This is a genomic window from Methylomarinovum tepidoasis, assembly GCF_030294985.1.
Classification (GTDB): domain Bacteria; phylum Pseudomonadota; class Gammaproteobacteria; order Methylococcales; family Methylothermaceae; genus Methylohalobius; species Methylohalobius tepidoasis.
This window is the reverse complement of record NZ_AP024718.1, coordinates 361554-379663: the sequence shown is the minus strand read 5'-3', so window position 1 is coordinate 379663 and position 18110 is coordinate 361554. Positions and strand designations below refer to the sequence as shown.

General features: G+C 64.9%; 20 protein-coding genes. 11 read left to right on the top strand and 9 right to left on the bottom strand.

The features are described 5' to 3' along the window. Positions 1-45: 45 nt before the first annotated feature. The 5 genes from accC to cutA all read right to left on the bottom strand — a co-directional run bounded on the left by accC (position 46) and on the right by cutA (position 4671). Positions 46-1392, bottom strand: coding sequence for an acetyl-CoA carboxylase biotin carboxylase subunit (gene accC / locus MIN45_RS01895; RefSeq protein WP_286293024.1), 1347 nt, complete (start codon positions 1390-1392; stop codon positions 46-48). A gap of 16 nt (positions 1393-1408) precedes the next feature. Next, positions 1409-1876 (bottom strand): acetyl-CoA carboxylase biotin carboxyl carrier protein, encoded by a 468-nt coding sequence (accB, locus tag MIN45_RS01890; protein ID WP_286293023.1) that lies wholly within the window; start codon positions 1874-1876, stop codon positions 1409-1411. Positions 1877-1880: 4 nt separating this feature from the next. Then, positions 1881-2324 carry a type II 3-dehydroquinate dehydratase gene (aroQ, locus tag MIN45_RS01885; RefSeq protein WP_286293021.1) on the bottom strand — a complete coding sequence of 148 codons (444 nt, stop codon included), beginning with the start codon at positions 2322-2324 and terminating at the stop codon, positions 1881-1883. Between the two features lie 227 nt (positions 2325-2551). Further along, the gene (gene dsbD, locus MIN45_RS01880) at positions 2552-4363 is read right to left on the bottom strand and encodes a protein-disulfide reductase DsbD (RefSeq protein WP_286293019.1); all 1812 of its coding nucleotides are present in this window, start codon (positions 4361-4363) and stop codon (positions 2552-2554) included. Further along, positions 4345-4671 (bottom strand): divalent-cation tolerance protein CutA, encoded by a 327-nt coding sequence (gene cutA, locus MIN45_RS01875; RefSeq protein ID WP_286293018.1) that lies wholly within the window; start codon positions 4669-4671, stop codon positions 4345-4347. The genes dsbD and cutA overlap by 19 nt, the downstream gene beginning before the upstream one ends. A gap of 53 nt (positions 4672-4724) precedes the next feature. On the opposite strand from cutA, the gene MIN45_RS01870 reads away from it, so the two are divergent. After that, the gene (locus MIN45_RS01870) at positions 4725-5162 is read left to right on the top strand and encodes an FxsA family protein (protein WP_286293016.1); all 438 of its coding nucleotides are present in this window, start codon (positions 4725-4727) and stop codon (positions 5160-5162) included. Here MIN45_RS01870 and MIN45_RS01865 read toward each other — a convergent pair. Then, entirely contained in the window at positions 5144-5560 is a 417-nt protein-coding gene (locus MIN45_RS01865; protein ID WP_286293015.1) for a CBS domain-containing protein, read from the bottom strand. The genes MIN45_RS01870 and MIN45_RS01865 overlap by 19 nt on opposite strands. A 90-nt stretch (positions 5561-5650) precedes the next feature. Next, positions 5651-5983 carry a YgaP family membrane protein gene (locus MIN45_RS01860; RefSeq protein WP_286293014.1) on the bottom strand — a complete coding sequence of 111 codons (333 nt, stop codon included), beginning with the start codon at positions 5981-5983 and terminating at the stop codon, positions 5651-5653. Between the two features lie 83 nt (positions 5984-6066). Between MIN45_RS01860 and uvrD the strand changes: the two genes are divergently transcribed. The 5 genes from uvrD (at position 6067) to MIN45_RS01835 (ending at position 10982) form a co-directional block, all read left to right on the top strand. Next, positions 6067-8217 (top strand): DNA helicase II, encoded by a 2151-nt coding sequence (uvrD, locus tag MIN45_RS01855; RefSeq protein WP_286293013.1) that lies wholly within the window; start codon positions 6067-6069, stop codon positions 8215-8217. A 69-nt stretch (positions 8218-8286) separates the two neighbouring features. Beyond that, positions 8287-8451: a hypothetical protein gene (locus MIN45_RS01850; RefSeq protein WP_286293012.1), complete on the top strand. Its 165-nt coding sequence runs from the start codon at positions 8287-8289 to the stop codon at positions 8449-8451. Beyond that, positions 8448-9905: an NAD-dependent succinate-semialdehyde dehydrogenase gene (locus MIN45_RS01845; RefSeq protein ID WP_286293011.1), complete on the top strand. Its 1458-nt coding sequence runs from the start codon at positions 8448-8450 to the stop codon at positions 9903-9905. The genes MIN45_RS01850 and MIN45_RS01845 overlap by 4 nt, the downstream gene beginning before the upstream one ends. Continuing rightward, positions 9905-10408: a metal-dependent hydrolase gene (locus MIN45_RS01840; protein ID WP_286293010.1), complete on the top strand. Its 504-nt coding sequence runs from the start codon at positions 9905-9907 to the stop codon at positions 10406-10408. The genes MIN45_RS01845 and MIN45_RS01840 overlap by 1 nt, the downstream gene beginning before the upstream one ends. Positions 10409-10421: 13 nt before the next feature. Then, entirely contained in the window at positions 10422-10982 is a 561-nt protein-coding gene (locus MIN45_RS01835; RefSeq protein ID WP_286293009.1) for a Uma2 family endonuclease, read from the top strand. Here the strand turns inward: MIN45_RS01835 and rdgB are convergent. Together rdgB and rph are read right to left on the bottom strand one after the other, a co-directional pair. Beyond that, positions 10979-11578, bottom strand: coding sequence for an RdgB/HAM1 family non-canonical purine NTP pyrophosphatase (rdgB, locus tag MIN45_RS01830; protein WP_286293008.1), 600 nt, complete (start codon positions 11576-11578; stop codon positions 10979-10981). The two genes, MIN45_RS01835 and rdgB, sit on opposite strands and share 4 nt — an antisense overlap. Beyond that, on the bottom strand, positions 11575-12303 hold the full coding sequence (gene rph / locus MIN45_RS01825; protein WP_286293007.1) for a ribonuclease PH: 729 nt from the start codon (positions 12301-12303) through the stop codon (positions 11575-11577). Before rph ends, rdgB begins: the two co-directional genes overlap by 4 nt. Before the next feature lie 451 nt (positions 12304-12754). Between rph and MIN45_RS01820 the strand changes: the two genes are divergently transcribed. The 5 genes from MIN45_RS01820 (at position 12755) to MIN45_RS01800 (ending at position 18096) form a co-directional block, all read left to right on the top strand. Next, positions 12755-13036 carry a hypothetical protein gene (locus MIN45_RS01820; protein ID WP_286293006.1) on the top strand — a complete coding sequence of 94 codons (282 nt, stop codon included), beginning with the start codon at positions 12755-12757 and terminating at the stop codon, positions 13034-13036. A 307-nt stretch (positions 13037-13343) separates the two neighbouring features. After that, positions 13344-15035: a hypothetical protein gene (locus tag MIN45_RS01815; protein ID WP_286293005.1), complete on the top strand. Its 1692-nt coding sequence runs from the start codon at positions 13344-13346 to the stop codon at positions 15033-15035. Between the two features lie 114 nt (positions 15036-15149). Then, on the top strand, positions 15150-16082 hold the full coding sequence (locus tag MIN45_RS01810) for a peptidylprolyl isomerase (RefSeq protein WP_286293004.1): 933 nt from the start codon (positions 15150-15152) through the stop codon (positions 16080-16082). Beyond that, positions 16082-16891, top strand: coding sequence for an ABC transporter permease (locus MIN45_RS01805; protein ID WP_286293003.1), 810 nt, complete (start codon positions 16082-16084; stop codon positions 16889-16891). Before MIN45_RS01810 ends, MIN45_RS01805 begins: the two co-directional genes overlap by 1 nt. Positions 16892-16896: 5 nt before the next feature. Beyond that, positions 16897-18096, top strand: coding sequence for an ABC transporter ATP-binding protein (locus MIN45_RS01800; protein WP_286294097.1), 1200 nt, complete (start codon positions 16897-16899; stop codon positions 18094-18096). The last annotated feature ends 14 nt before the right edge of the window (positions 18097-18110 follow it).

Sequence of the window (18110 nt, the reverse complement as noted above, 5' to 3'; positions counted from 1 at the left end):
CCGAGTACGCCCTGCAGACCGTCTCCCGCCGCCTGAGGATTCTCATCATTCCCGCAAGCCGAGCAGGTCTTCCAGATAGTGGATGGTCTGGCCGCCGGCGCGGAAACCGCTGTCACTGACGATGCGCGCCAGCAGCGGGACGTTGGTCTTGATGCCGGTGACGATGGTTTCGCTCAGGGCCGTGCGCATCCGCGCCAGGGCGCTGTCGCGGGTTTCGCCGTGGGCGATGAACTTGCCGATCATCGAGTCGTAATAGGGCGGCACCTTGTAGCCGGCGTAGATGTGGGTGTCCACCCGGATGCCGGGGCCGCCGGGCACGTGCAGCTGCTCGATGGGGCCGGGGGATGGCATGAAGGTTTCCGGATCCTCGGCGTTGACGCGGCATTCCACCGCGTGGCCGCGGATGACGATGTCTTCCTGGGCGTAGGACAAAGGTTCGCCTGCCGCGATGCGCAATTGTTCCTTGATCAGGTCCACCCCGGTGACCATCTCGGTGACCGGATGTTCCACCTGGATGCGGGTGTTCATCTCGATGAAGTAGAACTCCCCGTCCTCGTACAGGAACTCGAAAGTGCCGGCCCCCAGGTAGCCGATCTCCCGGCAGGCTTCGACGCAGCGCTCGCCGATGAAGCGGCGCTGGTCTTCGGTGATGCCCGGGGCCGGGGCCTCCTCGATGACCTTCTGGTGGCGGCGCTGCATGGAGCAGTCGCGTTCCCCCAGGTGGATGACGTTGCCGTGGCTGTCGGCCAGCACCTGGATCTCGATGTGGCGTGGCTTCTCCAGGAATTTCTCCATGTAGAGCTCATCGCTGCCGAAGGCGGTGCGGGCCTCGCTGCGGGTGATGGTGATGGCGTTGGCGAGCGCCGCCTCCGAGTGCACCACCCGCATGCCGCGTCCCCCGCCGCCGGCGGCCGCCTTGACGATGACCGGGAAGCCGATTTCCCGCGCCAGGCGCAGGTTCTCGTCCAGGTCGTCGCTCAGGGGGCCGTCGGAGCCGGGCACGCAGGGCACCCCGGCCCGCTTCATGGCCTCCTTGGCGGAGATCTTGTCCCCCATCAGGCGGATGGTTTCCGGCCGCGGGCCGATGAAGATGAAGCCGCTCTGGATCACCCGTTCGGCGAAATCGGCGTTTTCGGCGAGAAAGCCGTAGCCGGGATGGATGGCGACCGCATCGGTGACCTCGGCGGCGCTGATGATGGCGGGGATATTGAGATAGCTGTCGGAGGACGGCGGCGGGCCGATGCACACCGACTCGTCGGCCATGAGCACGTGCTTGAGGTCGCGGTCGGCCTCGGAGTGGACGGCGACGGCGCGCACCCCCAGTTCGCGGCAGGCGCGCAGGATGCGCAGGGCGATCTCGCCCCGGTTGGCGATGACGATCTTGTCGAGCATGTTGGGCATCCCTGTCTTATTCGATCACGAACAACGGCTGGTTGTACTCCACCGGCTGGCCGTCCTCCACCAGGATCTTGGTGACGACGCCGGATTTGTCCGCCTCGATCTGGTTGAGGATCTTCATCGCCTCGATGATGCACAGGGTGTCGCCGACGTTGACGTGCTGGCCCACCTCGACGAAGGGTTTGGCCCCGGGGGCGGGAGCACGGTAGAAGGTGCCGACCATGGGGGAGCGGACGATGTGGCCCTTCAGTTCCTCCTCGCCGGCGGCTTCGGCGGCCGGGGCCTCTGCCGCCGGGGTGGGCGGCTGGGCCGGCTGCGGGGGCGGCTGGATCTCGGGCGCCGGCACCTGGACCACGGTCTGCTGGGTCTGGCTGACGCGGGTGATGCGGACCGACTCCTCCCCCTCGTGGATCTCGATTTCGGCGATGCTGGTGTCTTCGAGCAGTTCGAGCAGTTTTTTAATTTTTCTAATGTCCATAACCTCAGGTCTCGCGGATGTGGTGAATGGCGGCTTGCAACGCAAGTTCGTATCCCAGGGCCCCCAGCCCGCAGATGACGCCTTGGGCGATGTCGGACAGGTAGGAGTGATGCCGGAACGGTTCGCGGGCGTGGACGTTGGAGAGGTGCACCTCGATGAAGGGTATGCGGGTCGCCAGAAAGGCGTCGCGCAGGGCCACGCTGGTGTGGGTGAAGGCGCCCGGATTGATGAGGATGAAGGCGACCTGACGGCGCCAGGCCTCGTGGATGGTTTCCACCAGAACGTGTTCGGCGTTGCTCTGCTGGAAGTCCAGGTCGTGCCCCTGACGCCGGGCCTGTTCGCGCAGGCGCCGTTCGATGTCAGCCAGGGTGGTGGTGCCGTAAACCTCTGGTTCGCGGGTGCCGAGGAGGTTGAGATTGGGGCCGTTGAGAACGGAAATGCGCGCCATCGTGTGAGGAAAAGGTGGAAAAAGCCGGGTTATTGTGCAGAAATGGCTGGATTTTGTCCAGAACGGCGGTTGCTCGGGTAAGGGCTGAGGAGGCAGGGGGTCTGCTTCGAAAGACGCCGTCAATACGTCCCTGTAGGCTCCACGCCGGCCTCCCTGCCGGCGAGGCTTTCGAATCAGACCACCTGCCTCCCGCCTCGGCTGGGATAAATTTAAGAAATCCTGCTCCCTCAGGCGGGGCAGCGCCGGGGCAGACTCTGCAGATGACGCAGGAAGGCCTCCGCATCGACGTAGCCGACCAGCCGCGCCGCGCGGCATTCGCGCCCCTGGGGATCGAAAAAGATCAACGCCGGCGGGCCGACGAGGTCGAACCGCCGCAGCAGGCGCCGCTGGGCTTCGCTGTCGGCGGTGACGTCGGCCTTGAGCAGCTTCAGGGGGGCGAGGGCCCGGCGGACGCCGGGATCGGTGAAAGTCTGGTGCTCCAGCTCCTTGCAGGAGATGCACCAGTCGGCATAGAAATCGAGCATCGTCCAGTGGCCCCGGGCTTGGGTCAGGGCGCGGTCGAGTTCGGCGGGCGAGGCGACGGTCTGCGGCTGCAGGGGGGCGGCCGCCGGCATCCCGGCCTGGACCGTCAGCCCCTTGAGGGGTTGGAAGACGTCGCGGCTGCCGGCGGCCAGCCCCACCAGCAGCAGGATGCCGTAGGTCAGCATCACCACGCCCAGGGCCTTTCCCAACCGGCGGCTGTGGGAAGCCGTCTCCGGCAGCGGTGTGGCGGCGCCCAGGTAAATGGCCGGCACGATCAGCCACAGCGCCCACAGCAGCAGGGTGAGCGCCGGCGGCAGGATGCGCTCCAGCATCCAGATCGCCACCCCCAGCATCACCACCCCGAACACCGCCTTGACCGTGTTCATCCACAGCCCCGCTTTGGGCAGCAGGCGGCCGGCCGAGGTGCCGACCGCCAGCAGGGGCAACCCCATGCCCAGCCCCATGGCGAACAAGGCCGCGCCGCCCAGCAGGGCGTCGCCGGTTTGGCCGATGTAGATCAGCGCCCCGGCCAAAGGGGCGGCGACGCAGGGGCCGACGATCAGGGCCGACAGCACCCCCATCACCGCCGCGTTGACCAGGCTGCCGCCGTGACCCTGGAGGCGGCTGAGGCGGGTCTGCCAGCTGGCGGGCATCTGCAGTTCGTAGAGGCCGAACATGGATAGGGCCAGGGCCACGAACAGGGCGGCGAAGGCGGCGATGACCCAGGGATGCTGGAAGGCCGCCTGCAGATTGGCGCCGAACAGGCCCGCCAGCACCCCGAAGGCGGTGTAGGTCAGGGCCGAGGCCAGCACGTAGGTCAGCGACAGGAGGAACGCCCGCGCGGTGGTGATGCGGTGGCCGTGGCCGACGATGATGCCCGACAGGATCGGCAGCATCGGAAAGCAGCAGGGGGTGAACGCCAGCAGGATGCCGAAGCCGAGGAAGCTCGCCAGGGTCAGCCAGAAGCTCTGGTTGCCGATGGCGCGGGCGATGCGGTCCTGCTCCGCCAGCGGGGCGGCCGTATCGGGGGTGGTGGTGGCCGGTGCGGTCTGGGGCAGCGGCGGCAGGGTCAGACGCACGGTCTTGACGATGGGCGGGTAGCAGATGCCCTTTTCGGCGCAGCCTTGATAGTGGACTTTGAGCGTCAACGCGGTGCCGTCCGGCGGGCGTTGCCGCAGCGGCAGGATGCCTGCCACCTGGCCGTGATAGATTTCCACGCTGCCGAATTCAGGATCGGTCTTGGGGAGGCCGGGCGGCAGCCGCAGCGGGCCGAGGGCGACCGCCGGGGTCTGCGACTCGGCGCGAAGCCGGTCGCGGTAGAGATAGTAGCCGTCGGCGATCTGCCAGCGCAGGACGACGGTATCCGGGTCGTGCACCTCGGCCTGCAGGCGGAAGGCTTCGTCCGCCGGCAGCAGCGCGTCCTGGAACAGACTTAAGCCCAACTTTTCCAGCGGGTTGGCCGCCTGTAGCAGCGGCGGCGCCAGAAACAGCAGCAGAATCAGGAAGCGTCGAGCCATGAATCGATCCATTGCAGATAAGGGGAATCGCCCTGTTCGATGGGGACCGCGACGATTTCCGGAAGTTCATAAGGATGATGGCGGCGGAGACAGTCGGCCAGGGCCTCGAAGTGGTCGGCGCGGGTCTTGGCCAGCAGCAGGACTTCGCGGTCGGTTTCGATCCTGCCCTGCCAGGCGTAGACCGAGGTCAGCCCGGGGACGACGTTGACGCAGGCGGCCAGCCGTTCTTCCACGAGCCGGCGGGCCAGCCCGGTGGCGGTGTCCGGATCGGGGCAGGTGCACAGAACGATGCGGTAGTGTGTGGGCATGGGGAAAATGTCATAATGGATCGAACGACAACCGCATCATCATACTTAAAATCATGAATCCCTTCCGCCTGCTTTTCCTCGTCTTTCTCATCGTCCCGCTGATCGAGATCTATCTGCTGCTGGTGATCGGCGGTATCATCGGCCCCATTCCCACCATCGCCATGGTGGTGTTTACCGCCGTGCTGGGGGCTTGGTTGCTGCGCATCGAGGGCTTCCATACCTGGTTCCGGCTGCAGCAGTCCCTGGCCCAGGGCAAGATTCCGGCTCTGGAGATCGTCGAGGGCCCGATTCTGTTGGTGGGCGGGGCGCTGCTGCTGACGCCGGGTTTTTTCACCGACTTTCTGGGTTTTCTGTGCCTGCTGCCGACGACCCGGCGGCGCATCGCCCAATACGTGCTCAAGCGCTGGCTGATTCAGCGCCCGCCCTCCGGGCAGGGCGCGGGTGGCCGGGGGCCGACGGTGATCGAGGGGGACTATCGGCGCCGCGACTGATCTAACTGGTGGCGCAGCAGATCGCGCCAGGTGACGATGCCCTTGAGCACCCGGTGGCGGTTGACCACCGGCAGGGCGGTGAGCTTGTATTCCAGCAGCAGGGCGATGGCGGCGTCGATGTAGGTTTCCGGGCGCACGCAGGGCGGATCGCGGCGCATGATCTGGTGGGCGCGCTTTTTCAGGGTTTCCCGGTCGCGTTCGGTTTCCGACGGGGTGCCGACGTAGGGGCTGATCATGTGGGAGACGTCCCGGTCGGTGATGAGGCCGACCAGGCGCTTGCCCTCCACCACCGGCAGATGATGAAAGCCGGAATTTTCCAGGATGCCCTTGATCAGACGCAGGCTTGCGTCCATGTCCACCGCCTTGACGGGGCGGGCCATGATGTCGCCGATGCGCATGGAAGTATGACCTCGTTCCCAGTTTGTCGGGAACAAGTATAGTCGAGGCGGGGAATGAGGAAGGCGCGCGTCCCTGCGCGGAGGATGGGGTCAGTGGGCGTGTCCGTGGCCTTCGCCGCCGCAGCAGCCGTGCTGACCGGCTTCGGCTTTCTTTTCCTCGCCGCCGCAGCAGCCGTGGGACTCTTCCTCTTTCATCTTGCCGGCGCAGCACGGCGGCAGGGTGCTCTTGCCCATCGCGGCGTAGATCGGGCAGAAGCGGGTGAAGCCGGATGCCAGCAGGCCGATGCCCAGCAGCAGCAGCGGGATGCTGCCCAGAAACAGCGAGATCAGGATGGACAGGGCGCCGACGCCGTAGCGGATCTGGCGGTCCCGGTCGCCGACGTTGCGTTCGTACTGGAACATGCGCTTGAAATCGAATTCCATAGCGGTGCCTCCACAAGCGGTTGTGAAACTGCCCGCTAGTATATCGCAAATGGTGGGGGACCGATCCGGTAAAATAAGGTGCCATGGACATCACCGCAATCCTCGATCCCCTCAACGACGCCCAGCGCGAAGCCGTCTCCGCCCCCCTGCAGCCGGTGTTGGTGCTGGCCGGCGCCGGCAGCGGCAAGACCCGGGTGCTGGTCCACCGTCTGGCCTGGCTGATGCAGGTGGAGGGCATGCGCCCCCACGCCTTGATGGCGGTCACCTTCACCAACAAGGCGGCGCGGGAGATGCGCGGCCGGGTGGAGGACCTGCTGGGCATCGACACCCGCGGCATGTGGCTGGGCACCTTCCACGGCCTCGCCCACCGCCTGCTGCGCCGCCACGCCGCCGAGGCCGGCCTGCCCGACGGCTTCCAGGTGCTCGACAGCGACGACCAGTACCGCCTGATCCGCCGCATCCTGCGGGAAATGAAGCTGGACGAGGGCCGCTGGCCGCCGCGGCAGATCCAGTGGTACATCAACGCCCAGAAGGACGAAGGCCGCCGCCCCGAGCACATCGTCGCCGGCGACCTGTTCGAGCGCCAGATGCTCGACATCTACCAGGAATACGAGCGCCAGTGCCGGCGCGCCGGTCTGGTGGACTTCGGCGAGCTGCTGCTGCGGGCCCACGAGCTGCTGCGCGACCGCCCGTCGCTGCTGGAACACTACCGCCGTCGCTTCGGCCACGTGCTGGTGGACGAATTCCAGGACACCAACACCATCCAGTACGCCTGGCTGCGCCTGCTGACCGAGACGCGCGACAACCTGTTCGTGGTCGGCGACGACGACCAGTCCATCTACGGCTGGCGCGGGGCCCGGGTCGAGAACATCCGCCGCTTCCAGGCCGACTGCCCCGGTCACCGCCTGGTGCGGCTGGAGCAGAACTACCGTTCCACCGGCCATATTCTCGATGCCGCCAACGCCCTCATCGCCCATAATGCCGGTCGCCTGGGCAAGAAGCTGTGGACCGCCGGCGCCAGGGGCGAGCCGATTTCGGTCTATGCCGCCTTCAACGACCTCGACGAGGCCCGTTTCGTCGTCGGCCGCATCCAGCAGTGGCTGGAATCCGGCCGCCGCGGCAGCGAGGCGGCGATCCTCTACCGTTCCAACGCCCAGTCGCGCCTGTTCGAGGAACAACTGCTCGCCGCCGGCATCCCCTACCGGGTCTATGGCGGCCTGCGCTTCTTCGAGCGCGCCGAGATCAAGAGCGCCCTGGCCTATCTGCGCCTGCTCGCCAGCCGCGACGACGATCCCTCCTTCGAACGAGTGGTGAACCTGCCCACCCGCGGCATCGGCCCCCGCACCCTCGATGCGGTGCGCGAACACGCCCGCGCCCAGGGCCTCTCCCTGTGGCGGGCCGCCGAATCCCTGTGCCGCTCCCATGACCTGCCGGCCCGGGCCCGCAACGCCCTGGGGAAATTCCTGCAGCTGGTCGATGCCCTCGACGCAGCCACCGCCGCTCTGTCCCTGCCGGATCAGGTCAGGCAGGTGGTGGAGGGAACGGGGCTGCTGGCCCACTACGCCAGGGAAAAGGGCGATCAGGGCGAGGTGCGGGTGGAGAACCTCAAGGAACTGGTCAACGCCGCCCGCCAGTTCGCCCTCGGCCACGAGGACGAGGACCTGTCGCCCCTGGAGGCGTTTCTCGCCAACGCCGCCCTCGAAGCCGGTGAAACCCAGGCCGGTGAGAACGAGGACAGCGTGCAGCTCATGACCCTGCACGCGGCCAAGGGGCTGGAATTCCCCCTGGTGTTCATGGTGGGGATGGAGGAGGGGCTGTTTCCCTCCCTGCAGTCGCTCGAGGACGCCGGCCGCCTGGAGGAGGAGCGCCGCCTGTGTTACGTCGGCATGACCCGGGCGATGGAAAAGCTGTACCTGACCCACGCCGAATGCCGCCGCCTCTACGGCCGGGAGACCTATCCGCGCGAATCCCGCTTCCTGCGCGAGATCCCCGCCGCACACCTGGAGCAGATCCGCGAAACCGCCCGCATCACCCGTCCTGCGGCCGTCACTCCGGCAGCCGCCGAAGCGAGCGGTCTGCGGCTGGGGCAGCGGGTGGTCCACGCAGCCTTCGGTGAAGGCACGGTGCTGCAGTGCGAGGGGGAAGGCAAAAACGCCCGGGTGCAGGTGAACTTCGACGGCGCAGGCGTCAAGTGGCTGATGCTGGCGTATGCTAACCTGGAACCGGCTGCCTGAGGAGGTGGAGATGATCGCACCGGAACTGCTGCCCCATTACACCTGGGAGGACTACCGCCGCTGGGAGGGGTGGCGCATTACGTGCTGGTCTATCCCGATCTCAGAACAGCCAGGGTCTGGCGGCTCCGGGATGGCCGTTTCGTCAAGCGGGCCGACGCGGTGAACGAAACCCTCGATTTCGATCTGGCAGGCGACTGCCGCATCGCGTTCGACTTTTCCCGAATCTGGCCGTGAACCTGACCCTGCAGGATCCTGCCCTGGTGCGCGACCATTGCTACGTCGGCGGCCGCTGGGTCGGTGCCGACAATGGTGCCACCCTGGCGGTCCACAATCCGGCCGACGGCGGTGAGATCGGCCGGGTGCCGGCGCTGGGTGCGGCGGAAACCCGCCGCGCCGTCGAAGCGGCGGCGGCCGCCTGGCCGGCCTGGCGCGATTTGACCGCCGCCGCGCGCAAGGAACGGCTGCTGCGGTGGCACGGGGTGATCCAGGCGCACGCCGACGACCTGGCCCGGATCATGACCGCGGAATGCGGTAAGCCGCTGGCGGAAGCGCGCGCCGAGGTGGCCTACGGCGCCGGTTTCGTGGACTGGTTCGCGGCCGAGGCCGAGCGGGCCTGCGGTGACACCGTTCCTTCCCCCTGGCCGGGGCGCCGGATCGTGGTGCTGAAGCAGCCGGTCGGTCCCTGCGCCGCCATCACGCCGTGGAACTTTCCCCTGGCGATGATCACCCGCAAGTGTGCCCCGGCCCTGGCGGCAGGCTGCACCGTGGTGGTCAAGCCGGCGGCGGAGACCCCTCTGACCGCCCTGGCGCTGGCGAAACTGGCCGAGCGCGCCGGTCTGCCGGCGGGCGTGTTCAACGTGGTCACCGGGCCGGCGCAGGTGGTCGGCGGGGAACTGGTGCGCCATCCTCTCATCCGCAAGCTCAGCTTCACCGGCTCCACCGCTGTCGGCAGGCAGCTGATGGCCCAGGTGGCGCCGAGCCTCAAGCGCCTGTCGCTGGAGTTGGGCGGCAACGCGCCCTTCATCGTGTTCGAAGACGCCGATCCGGAAGCGGCGGTGCGGGGGGCGCTGCAGGCCAAGTTCCGCAATAGCGGCCAGACCTGCGTGTGCGCCAACCGGATCTTCGTTCACGAGGCGGTTTACGACGCCTTCGCCGCGGGTTTCAGCGCCGAGGTGGCGAAGCTGCGGGTGGGTGACGGTTTCGATCCCCGGACTCGGGTCGGCCCCCTGATCAGCGCGGCGGCGGTCGCCAAGGTGGAGCGCCTGGTCGCCGATGCCGTGGCCAAGGGGGCGGAGATTCTGGTCGGCGGCGGGCGTCATCCCCTGGGCGGCAATTTCTATGCGCCCACGGTGCTGGCCGGGGTGACGCCGGAGATGGCGCTCTTCCGGGAGGAGATCTTCGGCCCGGTCGCGCCGTTGATCCCCTTCCGCGACGAGGCGGAAGCGATCGAACTGGCCAACGCCACCGACTACGGCCTGGCGGGCTACTTCTATTCCCGCGACCTGGGCCGGGTCTGGCGGGTTGCCGAAGCGCTGGAATGCGGGCTGGTAGGCGTCAACGCTGGCGTGATCTCCACGCCAGTCGCCCCGTTCGGCGGCATGAAGCAGTCGGGTTTCGGACGCGAGGGTTCGAAATACGGCCTGGAGGAATATCTAGAGATCAAGTACGTCTGCCTCGGGCTCGAGTGATGGCCAGCGTCTTCTCCCATCCGGCGGTCCCCCTGGCCCTCAGCGCCTGGTTCCCCGCCGGCGCCCTGACGCCGCAGACGGTCGCTTTGGGGATGCTCTGCGCGGTGGCGCCGGACCTGGATGCCCTCGGCTACTTCCTCGGCATTCCCTACGGTCACCTGTTCGGCCACCGCGGTTTCAGTCATTCGGTCGTTTTCGCGCTGTTGCTCGCGGCTGGGTTGACCGGGCTGCTTGGGGGCGGGGCCACCGTGTTTCTGTTTCTGTTCCTCTCCACCCTGTCCCATCCGCTGCTGGACGCCATGACCAACGGCGGTCTGGGGATCGCCTTTCTGTCGCCGTTTAGCAACGAGCGCTTTTTCTTTCCTTTCCGTCCCCTGGAGGTGCCGCCGCTGGGGGTGCGGGCCTTCTTCGGCCCGCGCGGCTGGACGGTGCTGAAAAGCGAGCTGGCGTGGATCTGGCTGCCCTGTCTGGGCGCGTTTATACTGGGGCGGTCCATCCGCTGACGGAAGACGGCCCATGCCCATCGTCAAACGCAACGTCAGGCTGAGCGTCGAGGAATACCTGGAGGGCGAGCGGTATTCCGACATCCGCCACGAGTACGAACACGGGGACGTGGTGGCCATGGTCGGCGCCAGCCGCAACCACGGCCGCATCGCCGGGAACGTGTTCGGCCTGCTGCACGCCCATCTGCGGGGCACCCCCTGCGAAGTGTTCATGGCCGACATGAAGGTCCACGTGGACGGCTGCTTCTTCTACCCCGACGTGGTGGTCGGCTGCGATCCCGGCGACGACCACGATTTCTATCTGGAGCGGCCGGTGCTGATCGTCGAGGTGCTGTCGGAAACCACCGCCCAGCGCGACCGCACCGTCAAGCGCCTGGCCTATCAGGCCATCCCGACGCTGCGGGAATACCTGCTGCTGGAGCAGGCGCGGCCGCGGGCGGAACTGTACCGCCGCAGTGTCACGGGCTGGGATCTGGCGATCTACGGTCCCGGGGAGCGGATGGAGCTGGCTTCGGTCGGTCTGAGCCTGGCGCTGGACGAGGCGTACCGGGGCGTGCGTTGCAGCAGCGGCTAGAGCGCCGGCCAGCGGGCCAGCAACTGGCGCAGCGCCTGGCCCCGGTGGCTGAGGCGGTTCTTCTCCTCCGGCGGCAGTTCGGCGGCGGTGCAGCCGCGGTCCGGCAGCCAGAACAGCGGGTCGTAGCCGAAGCCGCCTTCCCCCCTGGGCTCCTCGGCGATCCGGCCTTCCCAGGTGCCTTCGGCGATCAGCGGGCTGGGATCGAAGGGGTGGCGCACCAGCACCAGCACGCAGCGGAACCGGGCGCGGCGCTCCTCGCCCCGGAATTCCGCCAGCGCCTCCAGCAGTTTGGTATTGTTAAGGCGGTCGTCGGCGCCGGGGCCGGCATAGCGGGCCGAATGCACCCCGGGGGCGCCGGCCAGGGCCTCCACTTCCAGGCCGGAATCGTCCGCCAGGGCCGGCAGACCGGTGTATCGGGCGGCGTTGCGGGCCTTGAGGAGGGCGTTCTCCACGAAGGTGGGGGTGGTTTCCTCCACTTCGGTCACCGCGAAGGCGGTCTGGGGCAGCACCCTGACCCCGTGCGGGGCGAGCAGGGCCTGAATCTCGCGGAGCTTGCCGCGGTTGCCGCTGGCCAGGACCAGACGCACGGCGCTCATGCCACGCCCGCCAGGGTCAGCGCCTGGCGCTGGTGTTCCAGCAGTTCGGCGATGCCCTTGTCGGCCAGATCCAGCATCGCTTCCAGTTCGTCGCGGCGGAAGGGGTGGCCTTCGGCGGTGCCCTGGATCTCCACGTAGGCGTTGCCGTCGTTCTTGACCACGTTCATGTCGGTTTCGGCCTCGCAGTCCTCGACGTAGTCGAGATCGAGCACCGGCACGCCGCGGTAGATGCCCACCGACACCGAGGCGATCTGGCCGTGGAGGGGGTTCTTGTGGATCCTGCCTTCCTGCAGCAGCTTCTCCACCGCCAGCGCCAGGGCGACGAAGCCGCCGGTGATGGCGGCGGTGCGGGTGCCGCCGTCGGCCTGGAGCACGTCGCAGTCGACGATGATAGTGCGTTCTCCCAGCGCCTTGAGGTCCACCGCCGCCCGCAGGGCCCGGCCAATGAGGCGCTGAATCTCCAGGGTGCGCCCCTGCTGGCGGCCGCGGCTGGCCTCGCGGTGGGTGCGTTCGTGGGTGGCCCGGGGCAGCATGCCGTACTCGGCGGTGACCCAGCCCTGGTTCTGGCCGCGCAGGAAAGGGGGTACCCGTTCGTCCACGCTGGCGGTGCACAGCACCCGGGTGTCGCCGAACTCCACCAGCACCGAGCCTTCGGCGTGCTTGGTGTAGTGGCAGGTGAAACGGATCGGTCGCAGTTCGTCGGGCTTTCGGCCGCTGGGTCGCATGGGGGTTCCTTGGTGAGGTTGGGAAGTGAGAAAGTATACCCCGTATGCTTTTCGGGGCGGCATCATTCTCATAGCTCCCTGTCGGCGGCGGGGGCTGCCGGGCGCTGGGTGGAAAAGTTGCGCTGAGGCGCTATACTTGTGAATCCAGTATGCCGAGCGGAACATTGGTCCGCCGTTTCATGGAATTGACACAGGGTTTGGTCTACCATTGTTTGGAAGCTGGGGCTTGCTTGCGTGATCGCCGATTCATCACTTCCTGAGAATTGGTGTTAGAATCTTCGGCCGGTTAAACTGAGGCAAGTCGAGGATGAGGGATAGACGGCTGAAAAAAGGGAAAGCGGGCGTTTTGCTCGTCATGACACTGGTCATGGGGGGATGCGCTTCGTTGCATTCCAGTGGCAATCCGGCAGAGATGGTTTCCCGTCGGGCGCAGGCTCGCTGGGATGCGCTTGTGAAGGGGGATCTGAAGGCAGCTTACGGCTATCTGTCACCCGGTTACCGCCGGCTGAAGCCCTTCGAACGCTGGAAGCGCGGTATTTTCGGTGTCGGTATCTGGCAGGACGCCAGGGTTGACAAGGTCGCCTGCCCCAAGGCAGACGTTTGCGACGTGACCGTCCTGGTCACCAGTCGGCTGATGGTGCCCCGCATCGGCAAGCCGATGGTTTCCACCACCCCGGTGTATGAACGCTGGGTTTATGAAGGTGGGGACTGGTGGTACCTGCCTGGACAATAAAGGTGTTGTTATTTCGCAACTAGTCGGCAGGGATAGGATTTTGACTGAGCAGGGGCATTCTGGCAATTGTCATGGAGTACTTGTTGCGTTTTGGCCTAACTGTGCTAGGATGAAAATCAATGCATGAGGCGCTTTTTGGAACCACCATGCTGGGAACTGAATCTGCTGCAGGGGAAGGAGGCTCGTGCGGCAGAGCTATGAGCTCATGAGATTGCCTGCGTGTGCCGTCCGGCATGGCGTGGGGGTCAAGTGAAATTGGGGAACTTTTTAAGGATCCTGAAACCTTGAACTTGAGGAGAGTCAAGACATGAAAAAGCTGAAACTGACCAAGCTTGCAGCAGCAATGTTGGTGGCAGGTGCCACCGGGGGCGTCAATGCCCAGGCGGTGCATGTGAACCCGGATGGCCTGGGGCAGGTACTGCTCTATCCCTATTACAACGTCAACAACAACTTCCAGACCAACATCCACCTCGTCAACACCAAAAACGAATACAAGATCGTCAAGATCCGCTTCCGTGAAAGCGGCAATTCCCAGGACGTTCTCGATTTCAACATTTATATGTCGCCTTACGACGTATGGACCGGGGTTATCCGCAACGTGGACGGCAAGGCCAACCTGACCAGCGACGACAACACCTGTACGCTGCCCGCCAATGACGCCGAGGTGACCTTCAACACCGACCAAGGGCAGGTTACCGGCGTGCTCAACGATCCCACCCGTGGTTGGCCCATGAACACTGCCTATCCCGACGTGACCGATGCGGACGCGCGGGAAGGCTACATCGAAGTGCTGGAAGTCGGCGTCATCCCGAACGATACCTGGGTCGACATGAACGGTGATGGTCAAACTGACACGACCAATGACAAAAAGGTAGTTTCCGGCCTGAAACATGGCAGCGACGGCAAGCCCGCCGACTGCAGCGTCGTCACTGCGGCCTGGACCAACGGAGTCACCGCCGGTGGCACGGGAAACAATGCATCTGTTGCCAACTGGGGCGGTACGGATAACGTTGCCGGTTTGAGCGCGCCGACCGGCGGCCTGTACGGCCATGCCATCTTTCTGAACAACGCCACCGGTGCGGCCTATGTGGCCCAGGTGACGGCCATCGACGACTGGAGCACCCAAGACCAGCACTATCGCCCGGACGATGCGCAGAACTTCCTGAGGCCCTCTCTGGCTTCCGGTAATGTGACGGATTCGTTGATCCTCAATCCGGCGGTTGCTGCAGGGGCGACGGTGACGACCTGGCCCCAGGCTGTCGATGCGACGCTCAACGACGGGGACAGCAACACCCCCGCTTCCGGCAACAATCCTTTCCCCATCTCCCACGTGCTGATGGCCCAGACGGTGGTCAACGATTACTTCATCGACCCGCAGTATGACGGCGCCACCGACTGGGTGATCACCTTCCCGATGCGCAAGCATGGCATTTTCAACGGCCAGTACACGGAAGACTGCAATCAGGACGGTACTGACAAGAACGGCACTTCGACGGACCCTACAAAAGAAGGGAAGGATACCTGCTTCATCAATCAGGATAAGGATGTGGCCGTGACCATCGCCGCCTATGACCGCGAGGAGCAGGAAGCGGAATCGAAATTCGGCGTCTCTCCGGTCCTGACCACCGGTACGGTGCTGACCCGTGAGGTCAACGTTCTGACTTTCAACGGTCAGGCCAGCTCGGTGCTGGGTTCGGACAACAACCAGCTGGTCAACACAGGCACGGACTTCGTCGCCGGCTGGATGAGCCTGAGCTTCGGCGACAGCTCTAAGACCTATTGCCTCACCGAGACTAACTTGAGCGACGATACAGTATTCTTCAGCTCCACCGATGGTACAGCGGATAACCTCACAGGGACTGCGATGGAAAACTACTGTGGAGTTCCTGTGATCGGCTTTGCCGCCCTGCGGGGCAACAACCCCGTTGGTTCGAGCTTCGGCGAGACCATTGACCACCGTTTCGTCCGGTATCTGCCTACTGTGCCTACTGCTCCTTAATGACAAATTCCCGAATAGAGGGAATCCCTTGCGAGGAAGGCGGGCCCGAGGGCCCGCCTTCCCCCTTTTGTGAACGTGGAAACCGGAGTTGCTATGGTTAAAACGGGATTGACGATGTGTCTGCTGGCCTGGTGCACCCTGGGAACAGCCGCCGATTGGCAGGCCGAGGTCATCGGCGACGGTCAGATCAACGTCCCCTTGCTGAATTTCGACGTGCATATTTCCTCGGCCCCCCCCCGGGGGCAATACCAGCTGCTGAAGGATCCGGAGCGCACGCGCGAGGTGCTCTCTCACCTGTATCTCAACCGGGTTCTGGCGGCGGAGGCCCGTGAACTGGGGTTGGACCGGGACGAGCGCCTGCAGGCGGAGATCGAGAATTTCATCGAGCGGCGTCTGGCCCTGGCCAGGCTGGACGCCCTCCGCAGGCAGCCGGTCCCCGATCTGACCCAGGCGGCGCGCGAATACCACAAGGCGCACTATGACGATTTCGTGCGTCCGGCGCGGGTGCGGGTCGCCCACATTCTCATCCGCTGGAAGGGTAAGCGCTCCAAGGAGGAAGCCCGCAAACTGGCCGAAGAAATCCGTACCCGGCTGCTGGCCGGCGAGGACTTTGCCGCGCTGGCGGATCGTTACTCGGAGGATCCGTCGGCGCAGCACAATCACGGCGATTTGGGATGGGTGTCGTCGGAGCAGGTGGTTCCCGAATTCGCCAAGGTCGTGTTCGGCCTGAAGCCGGGGCAGATCAGCCCCGTCTTCGAAAGCCGCTACGGTTTCCATGTGGCCAGGGTGGAGGCCAAAAAGCCGGCCGAACCCATTCCTTTCGAGGAAGCCAAAGCGGCCATTCTGCGGAAACTGGAGCGGGACTACCGGGAGGACCGGGTCAGGCAGTATCTGGAATCCCTTCGCAAGCGCCGCCCCATTGCGGTGGAGAAGAAGGTGTTGGAACCCTATGTGCAGGAGAAGCTGGAGTCCTTGCGAGGGGAGCTGGGCATGGCGTCCCCAGGGCCGGCTGAATCGCTGGCCAAGCCTCTGCATCCACAGGAGTGATGAGATATCCCGGTTTTCTGCGTGACCTGGCGGTTTCTTCATGGCGTTTCCGCCGGGCGCTCTGGCAGCTGAGCGTGCGCCATCTGCGTCAGCAGACCCAGGGCACTTTGCTGGGCGCGGGATGGTTACTGGTAGAGCCCCTGTTTCTGCTGGGGCTTTATACCATCGTATTCGGTTATTTGCTCAAAGTGCGTTTCGACAGCGATGCCGGGATCGGAGGGTTCGCGCTTTATCTAATGGCGGGGTTGTTGCCTTTCAACGCGTTGCAGCAGTCGCTTCTGGGGAGTGTCCATGTCCTGCGGGCGAATCGGGCGCTCCTGCTGCACGTACGTTTTCCGGGTATCTTGCTGCCCCTGGTGGAGGTGCTGAACACCCTAGTGACCGAGTCTATCGGACTGGCGTTGGTGTTGGGGGCGGTCTGGCTGGCGGGCGGGTTCCCCTCCGGGTGGTGGTTTTTGCTGCCGCTGCTGGTGCTCGTGCGCTTGGCGCTGACCACCAGTCTGGTCTGGATTTTGAGTATTCTGGCGGTTTTCATCCAGGACCTGCCGAAACTCCTGCAGATGGGGCTGACGCTGACGTTTTTCGCCACCCCGATCATCTATCCCGCCAATATGATCCCCGAGCGGTGGTTATGGGTGGAGCGCATCAATCCCTTTTTTTGGCTCGTTTCGGCCTATCGTGCCATTTTGCTGGAAGGGACGGCCCCGCCGGAGGGGTTCTGGTGGCTGTCGCTTGCCTGCATCGTCCTGATTTTGTTGTCGGCGTGGTTCTTTGACAAGGCGTTGGAACGGGCCAAGGATTTCCTGTGACCGCCATGATCGTCGCTGAGCACCTGGGGAAGGTGTACCGCCGTTATGCCCGTCCCCTCGACAGCCTGCTGGAGATGCTGTTTCGACGGCCCCGTCATACCCCTTTTGTGGCGTTACAGGACATCAATTTCGAACTGCACCGGGGTGAGACCATGGGTGTGGTCGGTGACAACGGCGCCGGCAAGAGCACCTTGTTGAAAATACTGGCCGGAACCATTTCTCCCTCGAGCGGTCGCCTGACGGTGCAGGGGCGGGTATCTGCGATACTTGAACTAGGGACGGGGTTCCATCCGGATTTCAGCGGTCTGGAGAACATTCGTTTGGGCTTGGCGCTGCAAGGACTGGATGAGGCCGAAGCCGAAGCGCTCATACCTGAAATCATCGAGTTTTCCGAATTGGCGGCATTCATCGACCAGCCCTTGAAGACTTATTCCTCGGGCATGTATGTCCGGTTGGCTTTTTCGGTCTTGACCTGCACCGATCCTGACATTCTCATCGTCGACGAGGCCCTGGCGGTGGGGGATGTGCATTTTCAGAAGAAGTGCATGGACCGGATGACCGATTTCCGTCGGCGGGGCAAGGCCTTGCTGTTTTGCTCCCATGTGCTGTATCAAGTGCGCCATCTCTGTGACCGCGCCATATGGCTGGACCACGGGCGAATCCGCCTGGCCGGTCCGGCGGACGAGGTGGTGGATGCCTATCAGGATTATGTGCGAAGCCGGGAAGGGGCTACACCGAATCCGGCCTGCGAAGTCGATGTGGCTGAGGAAACCGCCGCGGGGAAACGCGCCTGGCTGGAAACCGTCCGTCTGATTGGGAAGGAACTACGTGGGGAGCCGCCCCGTTTCAAGACAGGGGAACCCTTCTCCGTGGAGATAGTGGCTTATCGTGGAGATCTGCCGCTTGAGGACGTACATGTCGGGGTGGTGCTCAAACGCAATGATGGCATTCAGTGTTTTGGCGCCAGTACCGAGGCGGATGACAGAATCCTGATCGATATGGGCAACGGGCGGGTTGGAATCATCTATGAGATTCCTTCGTTGCCCCTGTTGTCCGGGGAGTATTCCTTGGATGTATGGTTGATTGATGCAACGGGGGTGCATGTTTACGACAGCCGTCTTTCCTGTCTGCCTTTCCAGGTGCGTCAGCCGATGAAGGCTGTCGGTGTCTGCTGGATGGCGCATGAATGGCGCTCTCCTGAATGATGGTAGGATCTGGA